General features: G+C 67.9%; 22 protein-coding genes. 8 read left to right on the top strand and 14 right to left on the bottom strand.

Annotated elements, in window-relative coordinates:
- Window positions 1-82: 82 nt before the first annotated feature.
- Entirely contained in the window at window positions 83-973 is an 891-nt protein-coding gene (locus AB0G04_RS32535) for a S41 family peptidase (RefSeq protein ID WP_360990592.1), read from the top strand.
- Here AB0G04_RS32535 and AB0G04_RS32530 read toward each other — a convergent pair.
- Complete coding sequence (locus AB0G04_RS32530) at window positions 963-1406, bottom strand: VOC family protein (RefSeq protein WP_360990589.1); 444 nt, start codon at window positions 1404-1406, stop codon at window positions 963-965. The genes AB0G04_RS32535 and AB0G04_RS32530 overlap by 11 nt on opposite strands.
- A gap of 168 nt (window positions 1407-1574) precedes the next feature.
- Entirely contained in the window at window positions 1575-2411 is an 837-nt protein-coding gene (locus AB0G04_RS32525; protein ID WP_360990586.1) for a DUF6209 family protein, read from the bottom strand.
- 459 nt (window positions 2412-2870) lie between these two features.
- Here AB0G04_RS32525 and AB0G04_RS32520 point away from each other — a divergent pair, with 459 nt between their 5' ends.
- On the top strand, window positions 2871-3941 hold the full coding sequence (locus AB0G04_RS32520) for a DUF6209 family protein (protein ID WP_360990584.1): 1071 nt from the start codon (window positions 2871-2873) through the stop codon (window positions 3939-3941).
- Between the two features lie 86 nt (window positions 3942-4027).
- Here the strand turns inward: AB0G04_RS32520 and AB0G04_RS32515 are convergent, their stop codons facing one another.
- From AB0G04_RS32515 to AB0G04_RS32505, 3 genes are all read right to left on the bottom strand, one after another.
- The gene (locus AB0G04_RS32515) at window positions 4028-4600 is read right to left on the bottom strand and encodes a hypothetical protein (RefSeq protein WP_360990581.1); all 573 of its coding nucleotides are present in this window, start codon (window positions 4598-4600) and stop codon (window positions 4028-4030) included.
- 11 nt (window positions 4601-4611) lie between these two features.
- Window positions 4612-5760 (bottom strand): zinc-dependent alcohol dehydrogenase, encoded by a 1149-nt coding sequence (locus tag AB0G04_RS32510; protein ID WP_360990578.1) that lies wholly within the window; start codon window positions 5758-5760, stop codon window positions 4612-4614.
- Between the two features lie 99 nt (window positions 5761-5859).
- Window positions 5860-6171 (bottom strand): ribosomal protein L7/L12, encoded by a 312-nt coding sequence (locus AB0G04_RS32505; RefSeq protein ID WP_360990576.1) that lies wholly within the window; start codon window positions 6169-6171, stop codon window positions 5860-5862.
- Window positions 6172-6768: 597 nt separating this feature from the next.
- On the opposite strand from AB0G04_RS32505, the gene AB0G04_RS32500 reads away from it, so the two are divergent.
- Window positions 6769-6918: a hypothetical protein gene (locus AB0G04_RS32500; RefSeq protein WP_360990574.1), complete on the top strand. Its 150-nt coding sequence runs from the start codon at window positions 6769-6771 to the stop codon at window positions 6916-6918.
- 56 nt (window positions 6919-6974) lie between these two features.
- Here AB0G04_RS32500 and AB0G04_RS32495 read toward each other — a convergent pair whose 3' ends face one another.
- The 3 genes from AB0G04_RS32495 to AB0G04_RS32485 form a co-directional block, all read right to left on the bottom strand.
- Entirely contained in the window at window positions 6975-7838 is an 864-nt protein-coding gene (locus AB0G04_RS32495; RefSeq protein WP_360990571.1) for a hypothetical protein, read from the bottom strand.
- Between the two features lie 185 nt (window positions 7839-8023).
- Window positions 8024-8563 (bottom strand): NUDIX domain-containing protein, encoded by a 540-nt coding sequence (locus tag AB0G04_RS32490; RefSeq protein WP_360990569.1) that lies wholly within the window; start codon window positions 8561-8563, stop codon window positions 8024-8026.
- A gap of 662 nt (window positions 8564-9225) precedes the next feature.
- On the bottom strand, window positions 9226-9783 hold the full coding sequence (locus AB0G04_RS32485) for an SUKH-4 family immunity protein (protein WP_360990567.1): 558 nt from the start codon (window positions 9781-9783) through the stop codon (window positions 9226-9228).
- Between the two features lie 278 nt (window positions 9784-10061).
- Here AB0G04_RS32485 and AB0G04_RS32480 point away from each other — a divergent pair, with 278 nt between their 5' ends.
- The gene (locus AB0G04_RS32480) at window positions 10062-10514 is read left to right on the top strand and encodes a hypothetical protein (RefSeq protein ID WP_360990564.1); all 453 of its coding nucleotides are present in this window, start codon (window positions 10062-10064) and stop codon (window positions 10512-10514) included.
- 429 nt (window positions 10515-10943) lie between these two features.
- The gene (locus AB0G04_RS32475) at window positions 10944-11714 is read left to right on the top strand and encodes a transposase (protein WP_360990561.1); all 771 of its coding nucleotides are present in this window, start codon (window positions 10944-10946) and stop codon (window positions 11712-11714) included.
- A 162-nt stretch (window positions 11715-11876) separates the two neighbouring features.
- Here the strand turns inward: AB0G04_RS32475 and AB0G04_RS32470 are convergent, their stop codons facing one another.
- The gene (locus AB0G04_RS32470) at window positions 11877-12473 is read right to left on the bottom strand and encodes a TetR family transcriptional regulator (RefSeq protein WP_360990558.1); all 597 of its coding nucleotides are present in this window, start codon (window positions 12471-12473) and stop codon (window positions 11877-11879) included.
- A gap of 84 nt (window positions 12474-12557) precedes the next feature.
- Here AB0G04_RS32470 and AB0G04_RS32465 point away from each other — a divergent pair, with 84 nt between their 5' ends.
- Together AB0G04_RS32465 and AB0G04_RS32460 are read left to right on the top strand one after the other, a co-directional pair.
- Window positions 12558-13034: a RidA family protein gene (locus AB0G04_RS32465; RefSeq protein ID WP_360990555.1), complete on the top strand. Its 477-nt coding sequence runs from the start codon at window positions 12558-12560 to the stop codon at window positions 13032-13034.
- Between the two features lie 146 nt (window positions 13035-13180).
- Window positions 13181-13783, top strand: a complete 603-nt coding sequence (locus AB0G04_RS32460) for a hypothetical protein (protein WP_360990552.1) — start codon at window positions 13181-13183, stop codon at window positions 13781-13783.
- A gap of 114 nt (window positions 13784-13897) precedes the next feature.
- Here AB0G04_RS32460 and AB0G04_RS32455 read toward each other — a convergent pair whose 3' ends face one another.
- The 3 genes from AB0G04_RS32455 to AB0G04_RS32445 all read right to left on the bottom strand — a co-directional run bounded on the left by AB0G04_RS32455 (window position 13898) and on the right by AB0G04_RS32445 (window position 15246).
- The gene (locus AB0G04_RS32455) at window positions 13898-14227 is read right to left on the bottom strand and encodes a DHCW motif cupin fold protein (protein ID WP_360990550.1); all 330 of its coding nucleotides are present in this window, start codon (window positions 14225-14227) and stop codon (window positions 13898-13900) included.
- Window positions 14228-14627: 400 nt separating this feature from the next.
- On the bottom strand, window positions 14628-14966 hold the full coding sequence (locus tag AB0G04_RS32450) for a carboxymuconolactone decarboxylase family protein (protein ID WP_360990809.1): 339 nt from the start codon (window positions 14964-14966) through the stop codon (window positions 14628-14630).
- Window positions 14967-15030: 64 nt separating this feature from the next.
- Window positions 15031-15246: a hypothetical protein gene (locus AB0G04_RS32445; RefSeq protein ID WP_360990548.1), complete on the bottom strand. Its 216-nt coding sequence runs from the start codon at window positions 15244-15246 to the stop codon at window positions 15031-15033.
- A gap of 56 nt (window positions 15247-15302) precedes the next feature.
- Between AB0G04_RS32445 and AB0G04_RS32440 the strand changes: the two genes are divergently transcribed.
- Entirely contained in the window at window positions 15303-16061 is a 759-nt protein-coding gene (locus tag AB0G04_RS32440; RefSeq protein ID WP_360990545.1) for an NAD(P)-dependent oxidoreductase, read from the top strand.
- A 7-nt stretch (window positions 16062-16068) separates the two neighbouring features.
- On the opposite strand, the gene AB0G04_RS32435 is transcribed toward AB0G04_RS32440, so the two are convergent.
- Together AB0G04_RS32435 and AB0G04_RS32430 are read right to left on the bottom strand one after the other, a co-directional pair.
- Window positions 16069-16506 carry a GNAT family N-acetyltransferase gene (locus AB0G04_RS32435; protein WP_360990543.1) on the bottom strand — a complete coding sequence of 146 codons (438 nt, stop codon included), beginning with the start codon at window positions 16504-16506 and terminating at the stop codon, window positions 16069-16071.
- Window positions 16475-17719, bottom strand: coding sequence for an MFS transporter (locus AB0G04_RS32430; protein WP_360990541.1), 1245 nt, complete (start codon window positions 17717-17719; stop codon window positions 16475-16477). Before AB0G04_RS32430 ends, AB0G04_RS32435 begins: the two co-directional genes overlap by 32 nt.
- Between the last annotated feature and the right edge of the window lie 47 nt (window positions 17720-17766).

Below are 17766 nucleotides of genomic sequence, written 5' to 3'. Positions count from 1 at the left end.
CGCCCATGCCTCCCGCGGCGGCTCTGCCGAGGGCAGAGCGGGGAACGATGCCGGTGGCCCGGCCGCCCCCTACCGTTTGATCATGGCGATCGACGAGCTCACCGGCATCACCGGATTCACCCATCACCTGACCGGCTGGCTGCGCCGGCTGATGCCGCCCGGTCCGCGTCTCGACCGGCTCACCGCCGATCTCGAGGACACCTTCGCCGACCGGCCCGAGCCGCTGACCGCAGCCGGCTGCCGCGCCGTCGAGGCCTGCGCGCGGATGCACACCCGCCACCTCGAACTGCACTTCGACGCCGGCGGTACGGCCGAGCCGGACACCCGGTCGCACGGCTGGCCCCCGGTCGATCCGGAGCAGGTGCGGGCCCGGGCGGCCGGGGTCCGGGAGGTGCGGCGCCTGGCGGACGGCACCTTCGCGCTGACCCTCGACACCCTCGATCCGGTGGAGTACGCCGGGCCGTACCTGGAAGCGGCCTTCGCCCTGGCCCGCGGTGCCGGGCGACTGGTGCTCGACCTGCGTGGCAACGGGGGCGGCGACCCGGGCACCCTCGCACTGATCGCCGAACATCTGCTCGGCGACGGCGCGGAGGCGCTGTCCGAGGTGATCTACCGCGACCGGCGCCGCCAGTGGTGGACCCGCACCCGCCCGCCGGGTTCGGCGCTGACCCAGGACCTGGCCGTGCTGGTGAGCTCGCACACCTATTCGTCGGCGGAAGCGCTGGCCTATCACCTGCAGGTACGCGGCCGGGCCGTGATCGTCGGCGAGACCACCCGCGGCGCCGCCGACCATGTCACCCCGGTCCGGCTGACCGGCCAGGTGGTGGGCCTCCTGCCGGAAGGCACCGTGATCGACGCCGTTACCGGCTCGAACTGGGAGGGCTCGGGCGTGCGCCCCGATGTCGCGTGCACGGCGGAGGAGGCCTGGGAGGTGGCCCTGGCCCGGCCGGTCCGCCAGTCCGCTAGTCGGTGATGTCGTACTGATCGCCGACACGATCGCGGAGCTGTTCCACGGGCACCTGTGGCGCCGGGGTCTGCACGCTCCATCGATGCCCGAACGGGTCGATGATCCAGCCGGCGCGTGCCCCGTCATCCTGCGTCGTGACGGGGCGCTCGGATGTGGCGCCCGCACGGAGCGCCCCGGCCACGGTCACGTCCGCGTCCGGCACGGTGAGCACCAACGACACCGCCGTGCCGCCGAGGGCACGTGGCCCTTGCACGCCGATCTCCGGATGCTCGTCGGCAAGATACAGCGGCTCGCCGCCGAAATGCAGCTCGGCGTGCCCGATCCGGCCGTCGTCGCCGGTCCAGCGCTGAACCTCGACAGCGCCGAACACGGACGTGTAGAAGTCGACAGCCGCCGCGGCGTCAGCGCAGCACAGATATGGCACCAGGCCGTTTCCCATGTTCAGAACTCTACTGACCAGGGCAGACCTCCCGCCCCGGCCATTGCCGCCTTGTCACCTGGTGAGGATTCGCCATGCGGGCACATATGCCGTGATTCGAGAACGCACTCTCGCGGGCCAGAGGCCGGCAGTGGGCCAGGCAGTCGCGCTGCCTGGCCCACGCTCGTGTCAGTTGATGGAGAAGGTGTAGTTCTTGCCGTAGTCCGAGTCGTACGCCGAGCACTGCGAGTAGTAGTTGGAGATCGTGAACCACGTGTCGATCTTCTGGGCGTTCGCCGGGACGTCGATGCGGAACGGGATGGCCTCGGCTCCCTGGTTCACCGGCGTGGACTGCACGGCACCACCGTCGAAGCGGTAGAAAGCGGTGATCGTCCAGGCGGGGTAGCCACGGTAGGTGGTACGGCACTGCGGGAGCCGGGCCGGGTTGTAGTCGACCACCAGGGCGCCGCCCTTGCGCAGCGACCCGGTCAGGGTCTCGGACCAGTCGGCGTTGTAGGTGGCGCGGGCCAGTACCGGCGGCTGGTTGATGTCGAACCGGTAGTTCGCGCCGTGGTTGGTGTCCTCCTCGTGGCAGCCGGAGCGGTCCTCGCCGACGAACCACATCTCGAGGTGCCGGGTGTCCGGGCGCAGCTGCAGGGTGGCCAGGCCCCGGATGGTGGTGTCTTTGCCGTCTGCCGTCACTCTCTCGGTCACCGGGTACAGCCGCACCTCGCCACCGTCGATGCGGTACCGGACGGAGATACCCCAGGAGTCTCCGTACTGGTCCTCGCCGCGGCAGAGGGGCAGGCGAGCCGGGTCGAAGTCGATGGTGACCGGATGGCCGGACTCGATGGTCCCCTCGACCGACGTGCTTCCGTCGGCGTTGAAGTGCAGCACCGGGGTACCGGTGGCGGCCGGGTTCGGGCCGGCGTTGGCCGGAGCGGCGAAGACTCCGAGAGCGGCGATGAGCGCCGGGGCCATCATCAGCACACTGCGGAGCATGCGGGGCATGCGGGGCATGGTCATGACTTCCTTCCTGGTGGGGAGCACATACGAGACGCGCCGGTCGACCATAGTGGAGTTGGCCCGCTGTACCGCAAGTTCTTTCATTTCCTGCAAATGAACGTCATGTAGCGGCATTGACGAGTGGCGATTAATCGAGTCGGTCGACGCTGCCGTGGCCAGTGCTTCCCCTATCGACTTCGCCTCGATGAGACGGTCGACACTCGCCATCCTCGCGCTGGGGCGAGGTGAAAACCCACGTCAACTGCTGAGAAGCGGCGTGACCACCGACACAGGCGGCGACCCGGCAGTCGCATGAGCAGGCGGCATGCGTCGGGAGGGGATCGCATTGAGGGGTTGAGCCGTTGCTTTCGGTGACGAAATTCTTGACGCCGACTGTAAGAACTTGCAGGATTTCGAGGTCGCTTGCCTCCGTCCTGCTCGACGGGGAAGCGTGCCTCCTCCATCTCCGTAAGGGAAACGATGCAGCACATCTCGACCCCCACCACGGCGTCGGTCGCCCGGCGAGTGAGTGTTCTCCTGCTCGCCGCGTCGGCCGCCCTGTTCGGCGCCGCGACGCCGGCCGCCGCCGCCGACACCACAGCACCCGCCGCCCCGGACGCCTCGGCGGAAGGGGACGGCCCGCTCAGCGTCTATTGGACCCCCGCTCCGGACGACGACGTCACCGCCTACCGGGTGCTTCGCAACGGCCGGCAGATCGCTACCGTGCCCGCCCCGGCCGACAGCTACCACGACCACGCACTGACCGGCAGCACCTGGTACACCTACGGTGTGCAGGCGGTGGACGCGGCGGGCAACACCTCGCCGGTCACCACCCTCCGGCCGCTCAAGTCCGCGCCACTGCTGCGGTTCCCCGCCGACCGCAACGACACGGTCGAAGGCGTCCTCGAAGCGAACAAGCCGGTGCTCGTCGACTTCGCCACCGACCGGCTGCCGAAGTGCCGCGGTCAGCACAACGGCATGGACGCCTGGACCATCAACGTCGAATACCGGGTCGACGGAGGCCCGGTTCGCAGCGAGCTCGCCACGCGGCTGAACGACGACTGGAAGCAGGTCACGGCACTGGCCCCGCTGCGCCTGCCGCTCGGCGCCCGCAACCTGGAGCTGTGGTTCCGCTCCAGTGACACCACCGACTGCACCGAGTACGACTCCCGGTCCGGCGCGAATTACCACTACACCATCCGGCAGCCCTCGGTCGTCTCGTTCAACGCCGACTGGTCCGAGTCACTGACCGGGCAGATCCGCAAGGACAGTTCCCTCGCCGTACGGTACGACGCCTCCCGCCTGCCCCAGTGCCGCGAGACGCTCAGGGGCATGCCGGGCTGGCACATCGATGTCTTCTACCGTCTCGACGACGGTCCCGCGCTCGCCAAGCGGCTGACCAACTATGACGGCGAGGCTCTGCCGGCGACCATCGACCTGCAGCCCACCACCAGCCGGGTGGAGATCTGGTTCCGGGTCTACGGTCACGTCAGCCGCTGCACCGCGTACGACTCCGACCACGGCCGTAACTACGTCTACCAGGTGGCGTGACGAGAACACCGGCGGCTCACGGCATGCGATGAGCACCAACGGCCCGTCACCGCCGGGGCGATGACGGGCCGTTTCATGGCCGGCGGCTATCCCTTGCGGCGGACGAGGCGGCGGACCAGTGCGTACGCTAGCCCGGCGCCCGCGATCCACGGGGCGGCGACGATGATGGGGTCGAGCGGATGGTGCACCACGTCCGCCCGGTTCTGACCCAGGCGGGAACGCAGCCCGTGATGGGACCGTTCGGCGCGTACACCGGTCTGGGTGAACGGGTTGTCCGGGCGCAGAGTCGCGAAGGAACGCAGCACGCTCTCCGCCACGTCGACCCGGTCGGCCGCGAGCAGCAGCAGCCAGTGCGCGGCCCGCCCCTCGCTGTACTTGGCGTACGAGTAGCGGCGGATCGCGCCGGACAGTCCGCGCGGCGGGCAGGACGTGCCGAAGACCGGGGTGACGAACTTGTGCTCGATCGACTTCTCCCGCGGCCACCGCTCCGGCTGACGCTCCGGGAACTCCCAGTGGGCGCCACTGAAAGTCGGGTCGAAGATCTCCTGCGGCACCGACGGCCGGTCCCTCGGGTCCAGGTCGGCACCCCAGCCGGGGATGCGGGCACGCAGTTCGTCGCTGGACTCGGCGAGCTTGGGCTTGTCCGGGGTGTACGCCATGATGTGCTCCCCTACGCGGCGTTCGGGACGATGAGCGGCTTGATGCAGTCGTCGAGTTTCGCCGAGAAGATGTGGTACCCCTCGGCGATGTGCTCCAGCGGGATCCGGTGCGTGACGATGTCGCTGGGCTTGAGGTAGCCGTTGCGGATGTGCTCGAACAGCCGCGGCCACTGCCGCTTCACCGGGCACTGGTTCATCCGCAGGGTCAGGCCCTTGTTGACCGCGTCACCGAACTTGACGGCGCTGAACATCGGGCCGTACGCGCCCATCACCGAGACAGTGCCACCTTTGCGTACGGAATCGATCGCCCAGTTCAACGCGACCGGCGAGCCGCCCTGCAACTTCAGTTTCGCGCTCGTCACATGCTGCAGCAGGTTGCCGTCGGCCTCGGCACCGACCGCGTCGATCGCCACGTCGGCGCCCAGATGCTCGGTGATCTTCTTCATGTGCACGACGATGTCGTCGTACTCGGTGAAGTTGTACGTCTCGGCGTGGGCGAAGGAACGCGCCTTGTCCAGCCGGTAGTTCAGGTGGTCGATGACGATCACCCGGCCGGCGCCCATCAGCCACGCCGACTTCGCCGCGTAGAGCCCCACCGGCCCGGCACCGAAGACCACCACCACGTCGCCCTCGACGATGCCGCCGAGCTGCGCCCCGAAGTACCCGGTGGCCAGCGCGTCGGTCAGGAGCACCGCGTCGTCGTCGTCCATCCAGTCCGGAATCGGGCTCGGCCCGACGTCGGCGAACGGCACCCGGACGAACTCGGACTGCCCGCCGTCATAGCCGCCCGAGGTGTGGGAGTACCCGTAGATGCCGCCCACCGCGGTGGCGTTCGGGTTGACGTTGTGGCAGTTGGAGTAGAGGCCACGGGCGCAGAAGAAACAGGTGCCGCAGAAAATGTTGAACGGCACCATCACCCGGTCGCCGGCCTTCAGCCGCTGCACCGACGAACCCACCTCGTCGACCACGCCGACGAACTCGTGGCCGAACGTCATGCCGACCCTGGTGTCCGGCATCATCCCGTGGTAAAGGTGCAGATCGGAACCGCAAATCGCGGCACGCGTCACCCGTACGATCGCGTCGTTGGGATGTTCGATCGCCGGCCGGTCCTTCTCCTCCACCCGGACGCGGTACGGACCGCGGTAGACCATCGCTTGCATCAGCGCCTCCTGCACCGGCGGGCCTGTCCCTACCGGAGCATTCGCTACCCGCGCCGGTGCACCGCAAACGAGCAGTGGCCGATCGAGCCGCCGCGATTGCTATTCCAGGCCACGCTGCCGGGCGAGGAGCTCTACGGCGTCTTTGGCTTCTTTCAGGCCGGCACCCGTCGCATCCCGGTACTCCTTGATCGCATGGATCTTGCGGCCGGCAAGCAGTTGCTGCAGTACCGCCCCGGGAACGTCGGGCTCGAGTTCGCGGATGTCCAGGTGCGCCATGATCAGGTTCAGCTTGCGTTCCACTGCCGCCAGCCTCTGCGCCTGACGATCGGCAGCGCCGCGGCGACCGCCGGCGATCACCAGAGCGCCCAGCACCAACGGCAACACCACGGCGAACGGCACGACCCACTCCATGCCCACCATTCAACACCGGGGATGCAAAGGTTCCGGCTCGGACTCGACCGGTGCGGTGGCCTGCACATGACGTGCGGCGTCCGGCGGGGAGAGCGGCTGGTCGCGCCGGATCTCCGCACCGGACGCCCGGATGCGACGGCCCGGCGCCCTGCAAGCCGCAGCTCCGAGGCCGGCGGCTCAGACGCTGGACCCGTGGTCGGTGTACCAGCGTCGTGGAGATGAACCGCAGGACAAGTGGGAGATCGAGCACTACGTCGAGGCATTCCTGGGGTCCGGCGAGGTACCTCGAGCACTCGAACAGCTGGCCGGGCCGGTCACCGGCAATGACGTGCAGCGGTGGACCTATGAGACCTTGCTGGCTGATCCACCGCTGGCCGATCGTGCCTTCAGCGGATCCGAGTACCTCGTCGGCACCAGCAGGTGGCAGACCTGGCCTGAGGTGCAGCTGGTCTTGCTGCCCACGGAATCGCAGTGGCTGGCTCCCGCTTGGCTGTCCTACCACGGGGCAACCCGCCAAGACGGCCATCTGGCATGGGCCGCCGCCATGTTCCGATGGCATCAGCGGTGGGGCGCCGCTCTGGTTGCCGGCTGGGGACGGTGCTGCAGTTCATCGCAGAACGCCGACCGCAGCCCGGCCAGCAGGCATGGGAGCTTGCCGGGCAGTTGATGGCACTGGAGTGTGAACAGTGGCAACTCGCCATCGCACTGACCCGCAGCGGCGAATGGTTCCTGCATGACCGCCCCTGACCAAGGCATCAGCGCTCATTTCGGCAGACGTGCCCGGCGACTGCGGCGGTGAGGATTCAGCCTTGGTGGATGCTGGCGGTGTGTGGCGGGGCGAGCAGGTTGTCGATTGCGGCATGAAAGTCGTTCAACGTGTGGATCTGGCCGACGAGGTTCAGGTAACGGCGGAACGCTTGGCTGAAGTGGTCGGCGAGCTGATCAACCTGTGGGGTTACATCGGGCGCTTTGACGGTGAAATAGCTCGCGGGGAAGGCGCCTCCTTCGCGGTCCACCGCCATGTCGACGAAGATGTCGCCGGGTTCGAGGATGGCGGCCAGATCAGGGCGGTCGCTCTGGTTGAGCGCGGCAGCCAAACTGTCTCGCCTTCCAGCACGGCGCAGGGCGAACACCGTGAGTTCGGAGCAGGTATCGCCGGCGAGCACGCGATCGATGTCGGTGAGCTGCCGGAAGGTGTTCACCTCGAACAGGCCAGCGAATCCGACGTGATCTATGTCCCAGGTATCCTCGGATGGGCGCAGGAAGCTGTTGGTGCGAGCGGGGACGAACCCGTAGTCGGCGGTTTCCCAGTCCGGCAGCTCGATGTCAACCTCGTACTCCCACCGAACCAGCTGTATGGCCTTGTGGTCGACGCCCAGACATTGCGCCACCTCGTCACGGAGATAACAGGGAATGACATACCGGCTCCGGCCTGCGGTCAACGCCCAGGTCAGCGCACGCCAGACCGCGAGCGATTCCCCATCACAGCTGTTGATTCCGTGTCGGTGCCACGGATTCAGGACCGGATCTTCCGGGTAGTGGCCATGCTTTTGCAAACCTGGCCATACCGGGCTAGGAAGATCCGACTGATCGACGGCGACCCTGTAGTAATGCAACCCATCCCGGTACCCGTGCTCGAACTTGAGAAACCGCTCCGGATCTGCCACGTCCCCAGGATGCCGGACCACCCCGCGGCCAAAGCCAGCGGAGGGTCGCGTTTCGCAGGTGAGCCGGTGGCAGGAACACTGCCCGGGCCGTCGGGCGGTCCGTCAGCGGGTCGCGCTGGTCGTGCATCACCTCGCCTCCGACGATGCCGGCGCCATTCTGAACCGATTCACGGCTGATTCAGGCGCTACCGTTCGTCAGACACGTTCGCCGGTGTGCCGTCACGTTGAGGGCGGCCGAGTGCGGGATGGCGTTCACCGGGCTTGGCGAACCACGCTGGAGCGTCGGCGGTCAGTGTCGTGTCGATCCGAAGCCGGGACAGCGGGTCGAGTTCAGGCAAGGCATCCGGCTCGAACCAGGCGACTTCGGTGGATTCGTCGTCGTTCACTCGCGGGTCCCCACTGACCGCGTGGCAGCGGAACCATACGTTGAGGTACTCGCAGACGTCACCGTTCGGGTAGATGGCCCGGTTCAGAGCGACGCCGCCGATCCGGTCGATCTCGGCGAGCACGCCCGTCTCCTCGTAGATTTCCCGGACCACAGCATCGGCTGGCTGTTCGCCGGGGTCGATGGCGCCGGCCGGAAGTCCCCAGGATCCATCGTCGCTGCGTCGGCCGAGCAGGATTTGCCCTCGGTCGTTGCGGACGACGGCGCTAACGCCGGGCAGCATCAACAAATCGTGGCCGACATGAGCACGAAGGCTGGCGATGTAGGACGAAATCGGCATGCGGCCGACAGTAGTGATCAGGATCCACCAGGCGATGCACGCGGACGGCGGCAGATCCGTGCATGCCGGTATCCCGGTGAAACACAGCTCCGCCCATCGTCAAGCGGTATCGTCGCGGATCATGCAGGACTCAGGGCCACGTCTCTTCACGGGCGGAAATCCGCGCGACAGACAAACGGGTGGTCACAGAAGCGGCGTCGCTGCGGTCCTGATACTCGCGCTCGGAGGCGGAGCCGCAGCGCTGTACAGCTTGCTCGTTCTCCCGTATGCCAGCGACAAGTGTGGCGACTCGGATAGCGAACTGATCTGCACATCGACAGGGCAGCAGCTCGTCGCCGTCGGTCCCTTGCTGACAGTTGCGATCGGCTTCGCCATATCCTTCTGCTCGCTGTCGTTGCGCCCTGGACGTCGATACCTTGGGATTGTCCTAGGCTACGCAGTCGGCTTCGGCGGCTTCCTTGGTGCTCTCGTCATTGCCTTTCAGGTTTAGAAGCCAGGGCTCATCCCACGCGTGCACGACCACTGCCCGGCAGCCCATCCTGGCCTATCTTGACCTTCGTCAGCGCGGCACAACCGAACGACCGGAGCCCGGCATTGCGTGACAGCCGGTCTAGCAACCGCGCGCACGCTCGGCGGCAAATCAGTGCGTTGCTGAGGCTCGCTCAACCCCACGGGCGCTCAAAAAGATAACCCCAGAAGGAGTCAGCCCCGCTCGTTAGTATGGGGTCTTTTTTGACTAGGCGTCGCATTACCGCCTCGGCCCGCCGTACAGCGATTCGTTCGGAAATCTCACTTTCACTTCGGTGCCAGGCTCCGCCCACCTTATGAAGAAAATAGTAAAAAAGCGGCAGAGTCGAGTTGACCGGAAGTATCTCGCCGTCAGGGAACAGTTGAGAGACGGTGCCATCGGCGGCACTGACTCCAAAGTATCCACACCCACAGGCAGAATCCGTGGAGAGTACGTGCGGATGCCTTCCGACAGCTTCCATCCCCAGGATGTAGTAAGGGGGAGCTAGTGGCTCCTCTTTATCTTGAGGACAACGAGTGAAGATCGATCCGAATGCCGGCAGGCCAACTTCCGAGAGGAGCACTCGAGATTCGGCGCTCACCTGCCAGTTGCTTACAGTGGCGTCATTGAGCGGCTCGACGAGACCATCGGTCGACCAGCGTGCCATTTCGGTGCGCCAGTCAGAGACAGCCTTACCAAGAATCCTCACCATGTGAATGATCCTAGATCCGGGACGTTATGCGCTCGCGAGGGTCGTCGGCACATTCGCACTCTCGTCGGCACGATCGTGCTTCGACCACGGCTATGTTCCAGAGGCCATGAAGGCGGCGAGGATGTAGTTGGGGTGGTGGTCGAGGTTCTTGCGGGCGCGGTCGTAGCGGATGGTGGTGCTTCAGTCGGCGGGCCGCGGCGTGCCGCATCCGGAGGGCCACCGTGGCCACGTTAGGTGTCACCGGCCCGGATTAGAGTGCGATCATGACTGACGCATCCGTGCACCTCGTCGCCCAGCCTCGTCTCGACACGCTCGTGACGGAGTTCCGCTCCGACGCCCAGCGGCTGCGCACCGACTTCGCAGGGACGGCCTGGATCGGTGACATCCCCGACCCGGCATCCGGGATGATGGGACCGAACTACCAGCGGCGTGTTGTCGACTCGCAGTTGTTTCTGCCTGACACCCACTGGTACACCGTCCGCGAGCTCGACGACGCCGAGATCCAGATTGCCGTCGGCCTGCTCCAGGTGCCGGGCACCACGCAGGGCTCACAAGGGTTGGTCGGCGCAATCGCGGACCCACGTGCGGATTTCTTCGAGCACCCGGAACACGAAGACCGGGTCGGCATCTGCCTCACGCTGCGGGGCCGGATCTGGTCCAACGTCGGCCTGTCATATCGGATCACCGTACTGTGCCGGCCGGAGGCCTTCATCAGTAGCACACCCGCGTGATGCGAGGGCCGCACTGATCTCGGCACCAGCGTGCGTGTCGGCTCGCCGCCTGGCCACCACGAGCGCTCGGCGGCAGATCAGTGCATATGATCTGCCTCTACTGGTGGCACGACCGCTGCCCGGCCAGGCATGGTCGAGGTGACCGGCGGAGACGCTCCCACATCGGCCGCCCACCGTAGGTTTTGGTGTGGCTCTCAATTGGCATGCGCCCTGCCGGTCACCGCGGCGCGGAGCGGCTCCAGAGGAGGTATGCCCAGCTCAAAGTAGCGCTGCCCTCCCGCCGACACCACAGGTCGGAGCAGGAAGGGACAGGCAGATGTCCAGCGTCGTCATCGGAGTGGACCCGCACAAACGATCGGCCACCATCGAGGTCATCGACCAGCGTGAACGTGTCCTCGGCAAGGGCAGGTCCAGGCCGATGACACCACGGTGGCGTTGCGGCTGCTGGCCGACCGCCGGGACCAGCTCGGCCGGACCCGCACCGAAGTCGTGTCCCGGCTGCATCACCTGCTGCTCGAGCTCATCCCGGGTGGGGCGAAGAAGTTCCTGTCCGCCCAGCAGCCCCGCGCTCTGCTCAACACTGTCCGGCCGCGGGATCTCGTCGGCAAGACCCGCCGCTGGCTGGCGTCCGAGTTGATCCACGAGCTTGTCACGATCGACAAGAAGATCAAGCTCGCCAACGCCGAGCTGCCCGATCTGGTTGCCTCCACCGGCAGTACGCTGCAGGAACCCACCGGGATCGGCCCGTCCGGCGCCGTCCGGCTGATCGGCGACATCGCCCGGTTTGCCAGCCGTGCCCACTTCGCGTCCTGGAACGGCACCGCACCCATCGACGCTTCCTCCGGCGACCAGAACCGCCACCGGCTTTCGCAGGCCGGGAACCGGCGCATCAACCGCGCCCTGCACATCATGGCCGTCGTCCAGCTCCGTCGTGACACCGAAGGCCGTCGCTACTACCGGCGCAAACTCGCCGACGGCAAGACCCCGATGGAAGCGATGCGAGCGTTGAAACGCCGCCTGTCCGACATCGAAGCAAGCCGTCCACTCCACCCGGCTTTGGCGGTCGCGACGACGTTGCCACTGTCACCACGCACGGCCATATTGATCATCCGCCGAGCCTATCCGGGTCCACGGCGACCCACGAAGGATTACCGGCCGTGCCGCGTTCTGCACGCTCACGGCGGTAGATCAGTGCGTTGACCAACTTGGAAACTGTGTGCGACGCCGACATCGATCCCGGCACAAAGGAGGCAAACGGGTGACCGTGCTGCCGGTTCCCGGTACCGCGAATCCGTGCGACCATCTCGACGCGGGACTCTGAGCTCGGCGGCCCGCCCGCACCCTGAGCCGTCGGCGGCTGGGTCAACGGTCAGCAGGCTTGGTCAGTCGATCGACCAGGCGGACCAACTCGTCACGCTGCGCGCGGGGGTCGTCCGCGAGCGGGCCAAGCATCATGCGCGCGACCTGCGGGACCGCGTGCCACCATGCTGCGAGAGCGACCACCGCGTAGAGCAGCAGAGCGCCGTCCGGGGATTCGGGGAGGCGACCGGTCCGCTGAGCCTCGCGCAGTGCCGCCACCTTCTCGGAGTACCCGCGCCGGCGATCTTCGTCGTTGGCGGCTGTCCCCTCGGAAGCCTCCAGCGCCTCCCAGTGCAGCAGGCGCAGCAGGTGCGGATGGGTGCGGTGGTAGTCGAAGACGTCCGCCGCGTAGTTCCCGAGCGAATAGGTGCCCTCGGGCACCGAGAGCGGCACGGCGGCCGCCAGTCGAGCCAGCTCCACGCTGAGGACCTCGGCGAAGAGGCCTTCCTTGTCGCCGAAGTTGCTGTAGATCCGCTCCTTGTTGACGCCGGCCCGCCGGGCCACCCGGTCCACACGGGCGCCGGCCAAGCCGAACTCGGCGAACTCGTGCACAGCGGCGTCCAGTAGAGCCTTCCTCGTCGCAGCGCTGTCACGTGCCATGGCGTGGACATTACCAACTGTCTAGTTGACTTCCTCGCGAGCATGCCTTAGAAACCAACTAGTTAGTTGGACGAGGGGAGCGACATGCACATCAGGTCGGATCCAGCAGGAGCCACAGATGCGAACAGCGTCGAGGGAAATCCGCCCAGCGGTCGGGTGGTAACCCGGTTGCCTGGTGCGGTACCCGGAATCTCGGACGTCGTCCATGTCGCCGGAGGTCTCCTCTTCGTGTCCGGGCAGACGGCGCTGAACGACGCTGCGGATGTTCCAGAGGACTTCGACGTTGAACTCGACCAAGCCTTCGCCGCCTTGGTGGCAGCGCTCGCCGCGGCCGGCGCGGCACCGGCAGACCTGGCGCGCGTGACGATCTACGTACGAGATCTCCCGAACCGATCGCTGGAGACCATCCGCGCGGTGCGCGACCGCTGGATAGCGCCAGGCTCCCGGCCCGCCAGCGCTCTCATCGGAGTCGCCGCCTTGTTCGACCCACGCGTCCAGGTGGAGATCGACGCGGTAGCCGTTGCCCCGGCAGGCAACGCCCCAGCAGGGGGCGCAGCATGAAGAGCGGTGCCCTGCTGCCGGCGATCGGTCTCGTCCTTGTCGGCACACTAGCTGGTTGCGCCGATGCGCACGTTGCCCCACCGCCGCCGGCGCGGAGCACCTCTGCTCCCGATACCCCCACCACCCCTCAACCGTCCGGAGGCGCCATGTCGTCCACCGCCGAACAACCGACTACGGACCGGGCGCAACGCGCCCTGGCCGCCGCAGGACTCGCCGTTCCTGCCGACCTCCCCGTCGCCCGCACCAGACGCGAGCGGCACGACACCTCCGCCGTTTCCGTGGTCCGCTTCCAGCGAGCCGGCTACCGGCTCGGTGGACCGCATGCCACGACCGTCGTCAGCGACGACGGCACGCTCCTGGGATTCACCAACCTGACGGTCACCGCGCCCGGAGACCTGCCCAACAAGGACGACGCCGAACGCGTCGCCTTCGCGTTCCTGCGACGCGTCGACCGTGTGCACGCCGACGCACTCGCAGTGCAGTGGGTCGACCGGCACGACGAGACGATCACCGACGCCGCAGGCACCACTCGAACCATTGCCGGCATCAAGGTCAAGACGCGGCACGCCGACGGCCGGTACACCTGGGTCATTGTCGGTCCAGACGCCCGCATCGTGACGTACGAGCGTGGCGTCACCTGGGACCGCGACGAGGGCCGCCGCGGCACGTACATGTGGCTGCACGACGCGTGGGTCGCTGCGCACGACGGCTCGGCGGCGCCGCCACCACCGCCCTACGCACGGACCTGAGTTCTACGGTGGCCCCGATCACGGCAAACCAGGCGGCGGGCATGCGCAACAGCGCTATCGAGCTCGAGTTGAAGGGTCCCTTGGATACGCCGTAGCTGTTGCGAACGCTCCGAATCAGTCGACGATGAAGATCCGAGCGCCCGAACTCGTGGACGACCGGTGCGGCTCGGCGTCGTCAGCGACCTGGTAGCTGACACCGGGAGTGAGTCTGAAGTGTCGGCCGTCGGCCAGCTCGGTGTCGAGCTCGCCCTCGAGGCAGAGCAGGATATGGCCCTTCGTGCACCAGTGATCTGCAAGATACCCCGGGCTGTACTCGACCATCCGCACCCGCATGTCGCCGAACCGGCGGGTGCGCCACGACGCGGTCCCCGAGACGCCCGCATGCTCGCTCGACTCGACCGTGTTCCAGTCGGTGGTGCCGAACGGAAGGCCGGCGATGTTCATGCGCGACTGCCGTCGTCGGCGACCTCGAGGCAGGCCGGCGACGAGCGATAAACGGTCTCAAAGCCCATTGCGCCATGATCAAGTAGCCAGCCGGGTCGAGTCAACAGCCACTTCCCCGACTGTGGCTCGCGTACCGGCGGCGCGCCTTCGGCGAATTGCATGTGGTTCTTCATGGGGCCGCACTCACATCGGCTACGAGAATGATTTCGTGTTCGCGGTGGCGGCGATGGCCGCGGATCGCGAATGCGTGCTCGTGGCCGTACCGGGGAAAGGTTTGTGGCCCGGTTCCGGCATGGGATCCGGACCGGGCCGCAAGGATCTGAGGCGCGCCTGGCCAGGAATTCCTCCAGGTCGGCCGGATCGACGCGGTACGTGTGGGCGCGAACTGCGTTCATCGGGGTCACCACGTCCCGGCGGTCTGGCGGATCGGGGCGTTGAGCCGGTTGAACAGGTTCGTCACCGCGATCCACAGCAGGATCGAGGCCAGCTGCTCCTCGTTGAAGTGGTCGGCGGCCGCGTCCCACACGTCGTCGGGGACCGCGTCGGTACGGTCGGCGAGCCGGGTCACCGACTCGGCCAGCGCGAGCGCGGCCCGTTCCTCCTCGCTGTAGTACGGGGTCTCCCGCCAGGCCGGTACGAGACCGATCCGCTCGTCGCTGGTGCCGGCCTTGCGCAGGCTCTTCACGCCGCCGTCGACGCAGGGGCTGCAGCTGTTGATCTGGCTGATCCGCAGGTGCACCAGGTCCAACGACTACAGCTACCTGGTGGGCAGCGATCTGCCGCATTTCCTGCGGTTCCTGCTGTCAGAGGAGCGGGGCTGGCCCTTCGACGGCCGGTTCGTCGCCGAACGGGACCCCCGCGATTCTCCGGGCGGGTGTTCCCGAGTTGCTGCCCTGGTGCGCCGGATAGAAGCCTGAGCAGCAGGCCAGCGCCTCGGCCGGCTCGTGCTCGTGCTCGTGCTCGTGAATGCGTACCCGTACCCGCGGATGATCTTTGGTCAGGCGGGCCGTGACCGGCATCTCGCGGGCCGGAAACCGGGTGTTGATCGAGCCCGGGCCGGGGGAATCAGCGGGACATGGCAACGATTCTGATGACCGGGGCGTCCGGGCGGATCGGCGGGATGCTCCGCAACCGGCTGGGCGATCATGAACTGCGACTCACCGATCTGGATCCGGGCGACGGTGTGCAGCGGCTCGACGTCACCGACGTCGCCGCGGTGGAGCGGGCCGCGCGGGGCGCCGACGCGATCCTGCATCTCGGCGGCATCCCGCGTGAGGCGCCGTTCGACGACCTGCTTGCGGTCAACGTGCGCGGTACCGAGCAGGTGCTCACCGCCGCGCACCGGGCGGGCGTGCCGCGCGTGATCCTCGCGTCGAGCAATCACGCGGCCGGTCTCCAGTCCCGCGACGAGGCCGGACCCGGCGGGCTGCCGGACGACGTGGCGGCCCGGCCGGACACGTACTACGGCTGGAGCAAGGCCGCGATCGAGTCGCTCGGGCGCCTGCACCACGACCGGTACGGTCTGCACGTCATCTGCCTGCGCATCGGCAAGTGCGCCGAGCGGCCGTCCGCCCCGCGTGACCTGTCGGTCTGGCTGTCCCCGGACGACATGGCCAGGCTCGTCGAGGCCGCCCTGACGGCCACCGGCTGGCGGCTGGTCTGGGGCGTCTCGGCGAACACCCGCCGGTGGTGGTCGGAGGCGGGCGGCCGGGCGATCGGTTACCGGCCGCTTGACGACGCGGAGAAGTGGGCCGACGCGGTGGGGGAGGCGGATCCGGACGACGAGGCTCAGCGGTTCGTCGGCGGCTCCTGGTCCGGGCGGGCGCTCGGCTGACGTACCGTCAAAGGCCTTTGAGGAATCTCGCGCTCGCCGGGCACCGGTCCTCGTAGCCGAGGCGCTGGTAGAAGTCGTGCGTCCGGACCCGGTGACGGCTGGAGGTGATCTCCATCCGGACACACCCGGCGGTACGCGCCAGCGCCTCCGCGGCCGTGACCAGCGATTCCCCGATGCCCCGGCCACGGTGATCCTCGTCGACGACCAGCGCCAGCAGCCGCCCCAGCCGTCCGTCCACCTCCAGCATCGGCATGGTGTGCAGCGCCGCCACCCCGACCAGGACACCGTCCGCCTCGGCACCGATCAGATGGCCCGCCGGATCGTCCGCCCAGTCGCGGAGGCGCTCACGCACGGTGTCCTCGCCGGTGGGATAGCCGAGGTGCCCGAGCAGCACCGCAAGACGCTTCGCGTCATCAGGGACGATCTTTCGCAGCTGTACGGACATGCGGGCACTCCTCAGGGACTCGACTGCCGTGGCGACCGGCCGGCCGCAGGCAGAGCACCGAGGTCACCGCGCCGACGGCCGCCGCGGCGCCGAGCATGTGACGGTAGTCGGCCACCGCCAGCAGCGTCGCGCCGAGCGCCTGCCCGACCGCGCCCGGCGCGAAGGTGAGCAGCTGAACAGTTCCGGACACCCGCCCGAGATACCGGGCCGGAACATCCTGCTGCATTACGGTCGCGATCGCGATGAGGACCCACGGCAGGGCCACCCCGGCGAGTACGGAGGAGGCAGCCACCGCGGGAAGCGACGGCATGGCCCGCAGCACCATGCCGGCGGCGAACAGCGCGATGCCCACCCCGACGAACAGGTGCGGCCGGACCCGGCGCTGGAGCGGGCCGGCGAGGAAGCCCGCGGCCAGCGATCCGGCACCCTGCACCGCGGACAGCACCCCGGCGAACGCCGGTGCCCGGTGCAGGCCCTCGTCCACGACGGCGAACACCGTGGTGCCGGTCAGGCCGGCGAGGAACATCACCGATGTCCCGGAGAACACGATCCGGCGCAGCACCGGCCGTTGCCACAGCTGCCGGCCGCCCTCCGCGACCCGTTGCCGCCAGGGCGTTACCTCGGGTTCACGGGCGATCGGGCCGGGCCGGACGAGCAGGAACAACGCGGCGGCCGCGAAGAACGTCAGCGCGTCGAGGATCGCCACGCCGGCGCCACCGATCCGGACGAACAGTCCCGCCCCGATGAGCGGGGCCGCCAGTTTCATCCCCTCGGAGGCCGACATCCGCAGACCGTTGACGTCGCCGAGCAGGCCCGCGGGGATCGCCGCGGGCAGCACCGCCGTCTCGGCGGCGTCGAGAACCACGAAGCTGATGCCGTAGACCGCCATCACCGCGAAGATCAGCCAGACGTCGGTGTCGTCGCGCACCAGCAACAGGAGCAGAAGCAGCAGGCCCATCGCGAGATTGGCGCCGACCATCACCCGGCGCCGCTGCGGCACCCGGTCCACCATGGCGCCGATGACCGGCCCGGCCAGCGTCGGGGCCCACATCAGGAAGCCGACCCAGGCCGCGAGACTGCTGGAGCCGGTCAGCGTCATCACCCAGATCCCGGCTACCAGCATCATGGCGCTGGTGCCGAACCCGGACACGACGACGGCGCCGAGGTACGCCCTCGCGTTCCGGCTGCTCATCGCCCGCGTCAACCCGCTCACCGGCAGCCTCCCAGACTTGAGTCGGTGCGACTCAGGCTAGAAGCGGA

Source organism: Actinoplanes sp. NPDC023801 (assembly GCF_040639655.1).
Taxonomy (GTDB): Bacteria; Actinomycetota; Actinomycetes; order Mycobacteriales; family Micromonosporaceae; genus Actinoplanes.
Note: the sequence above shows the minus strand (reverse complement) of the source record. Positions and strands in the feature narration are given on the sequence as shown.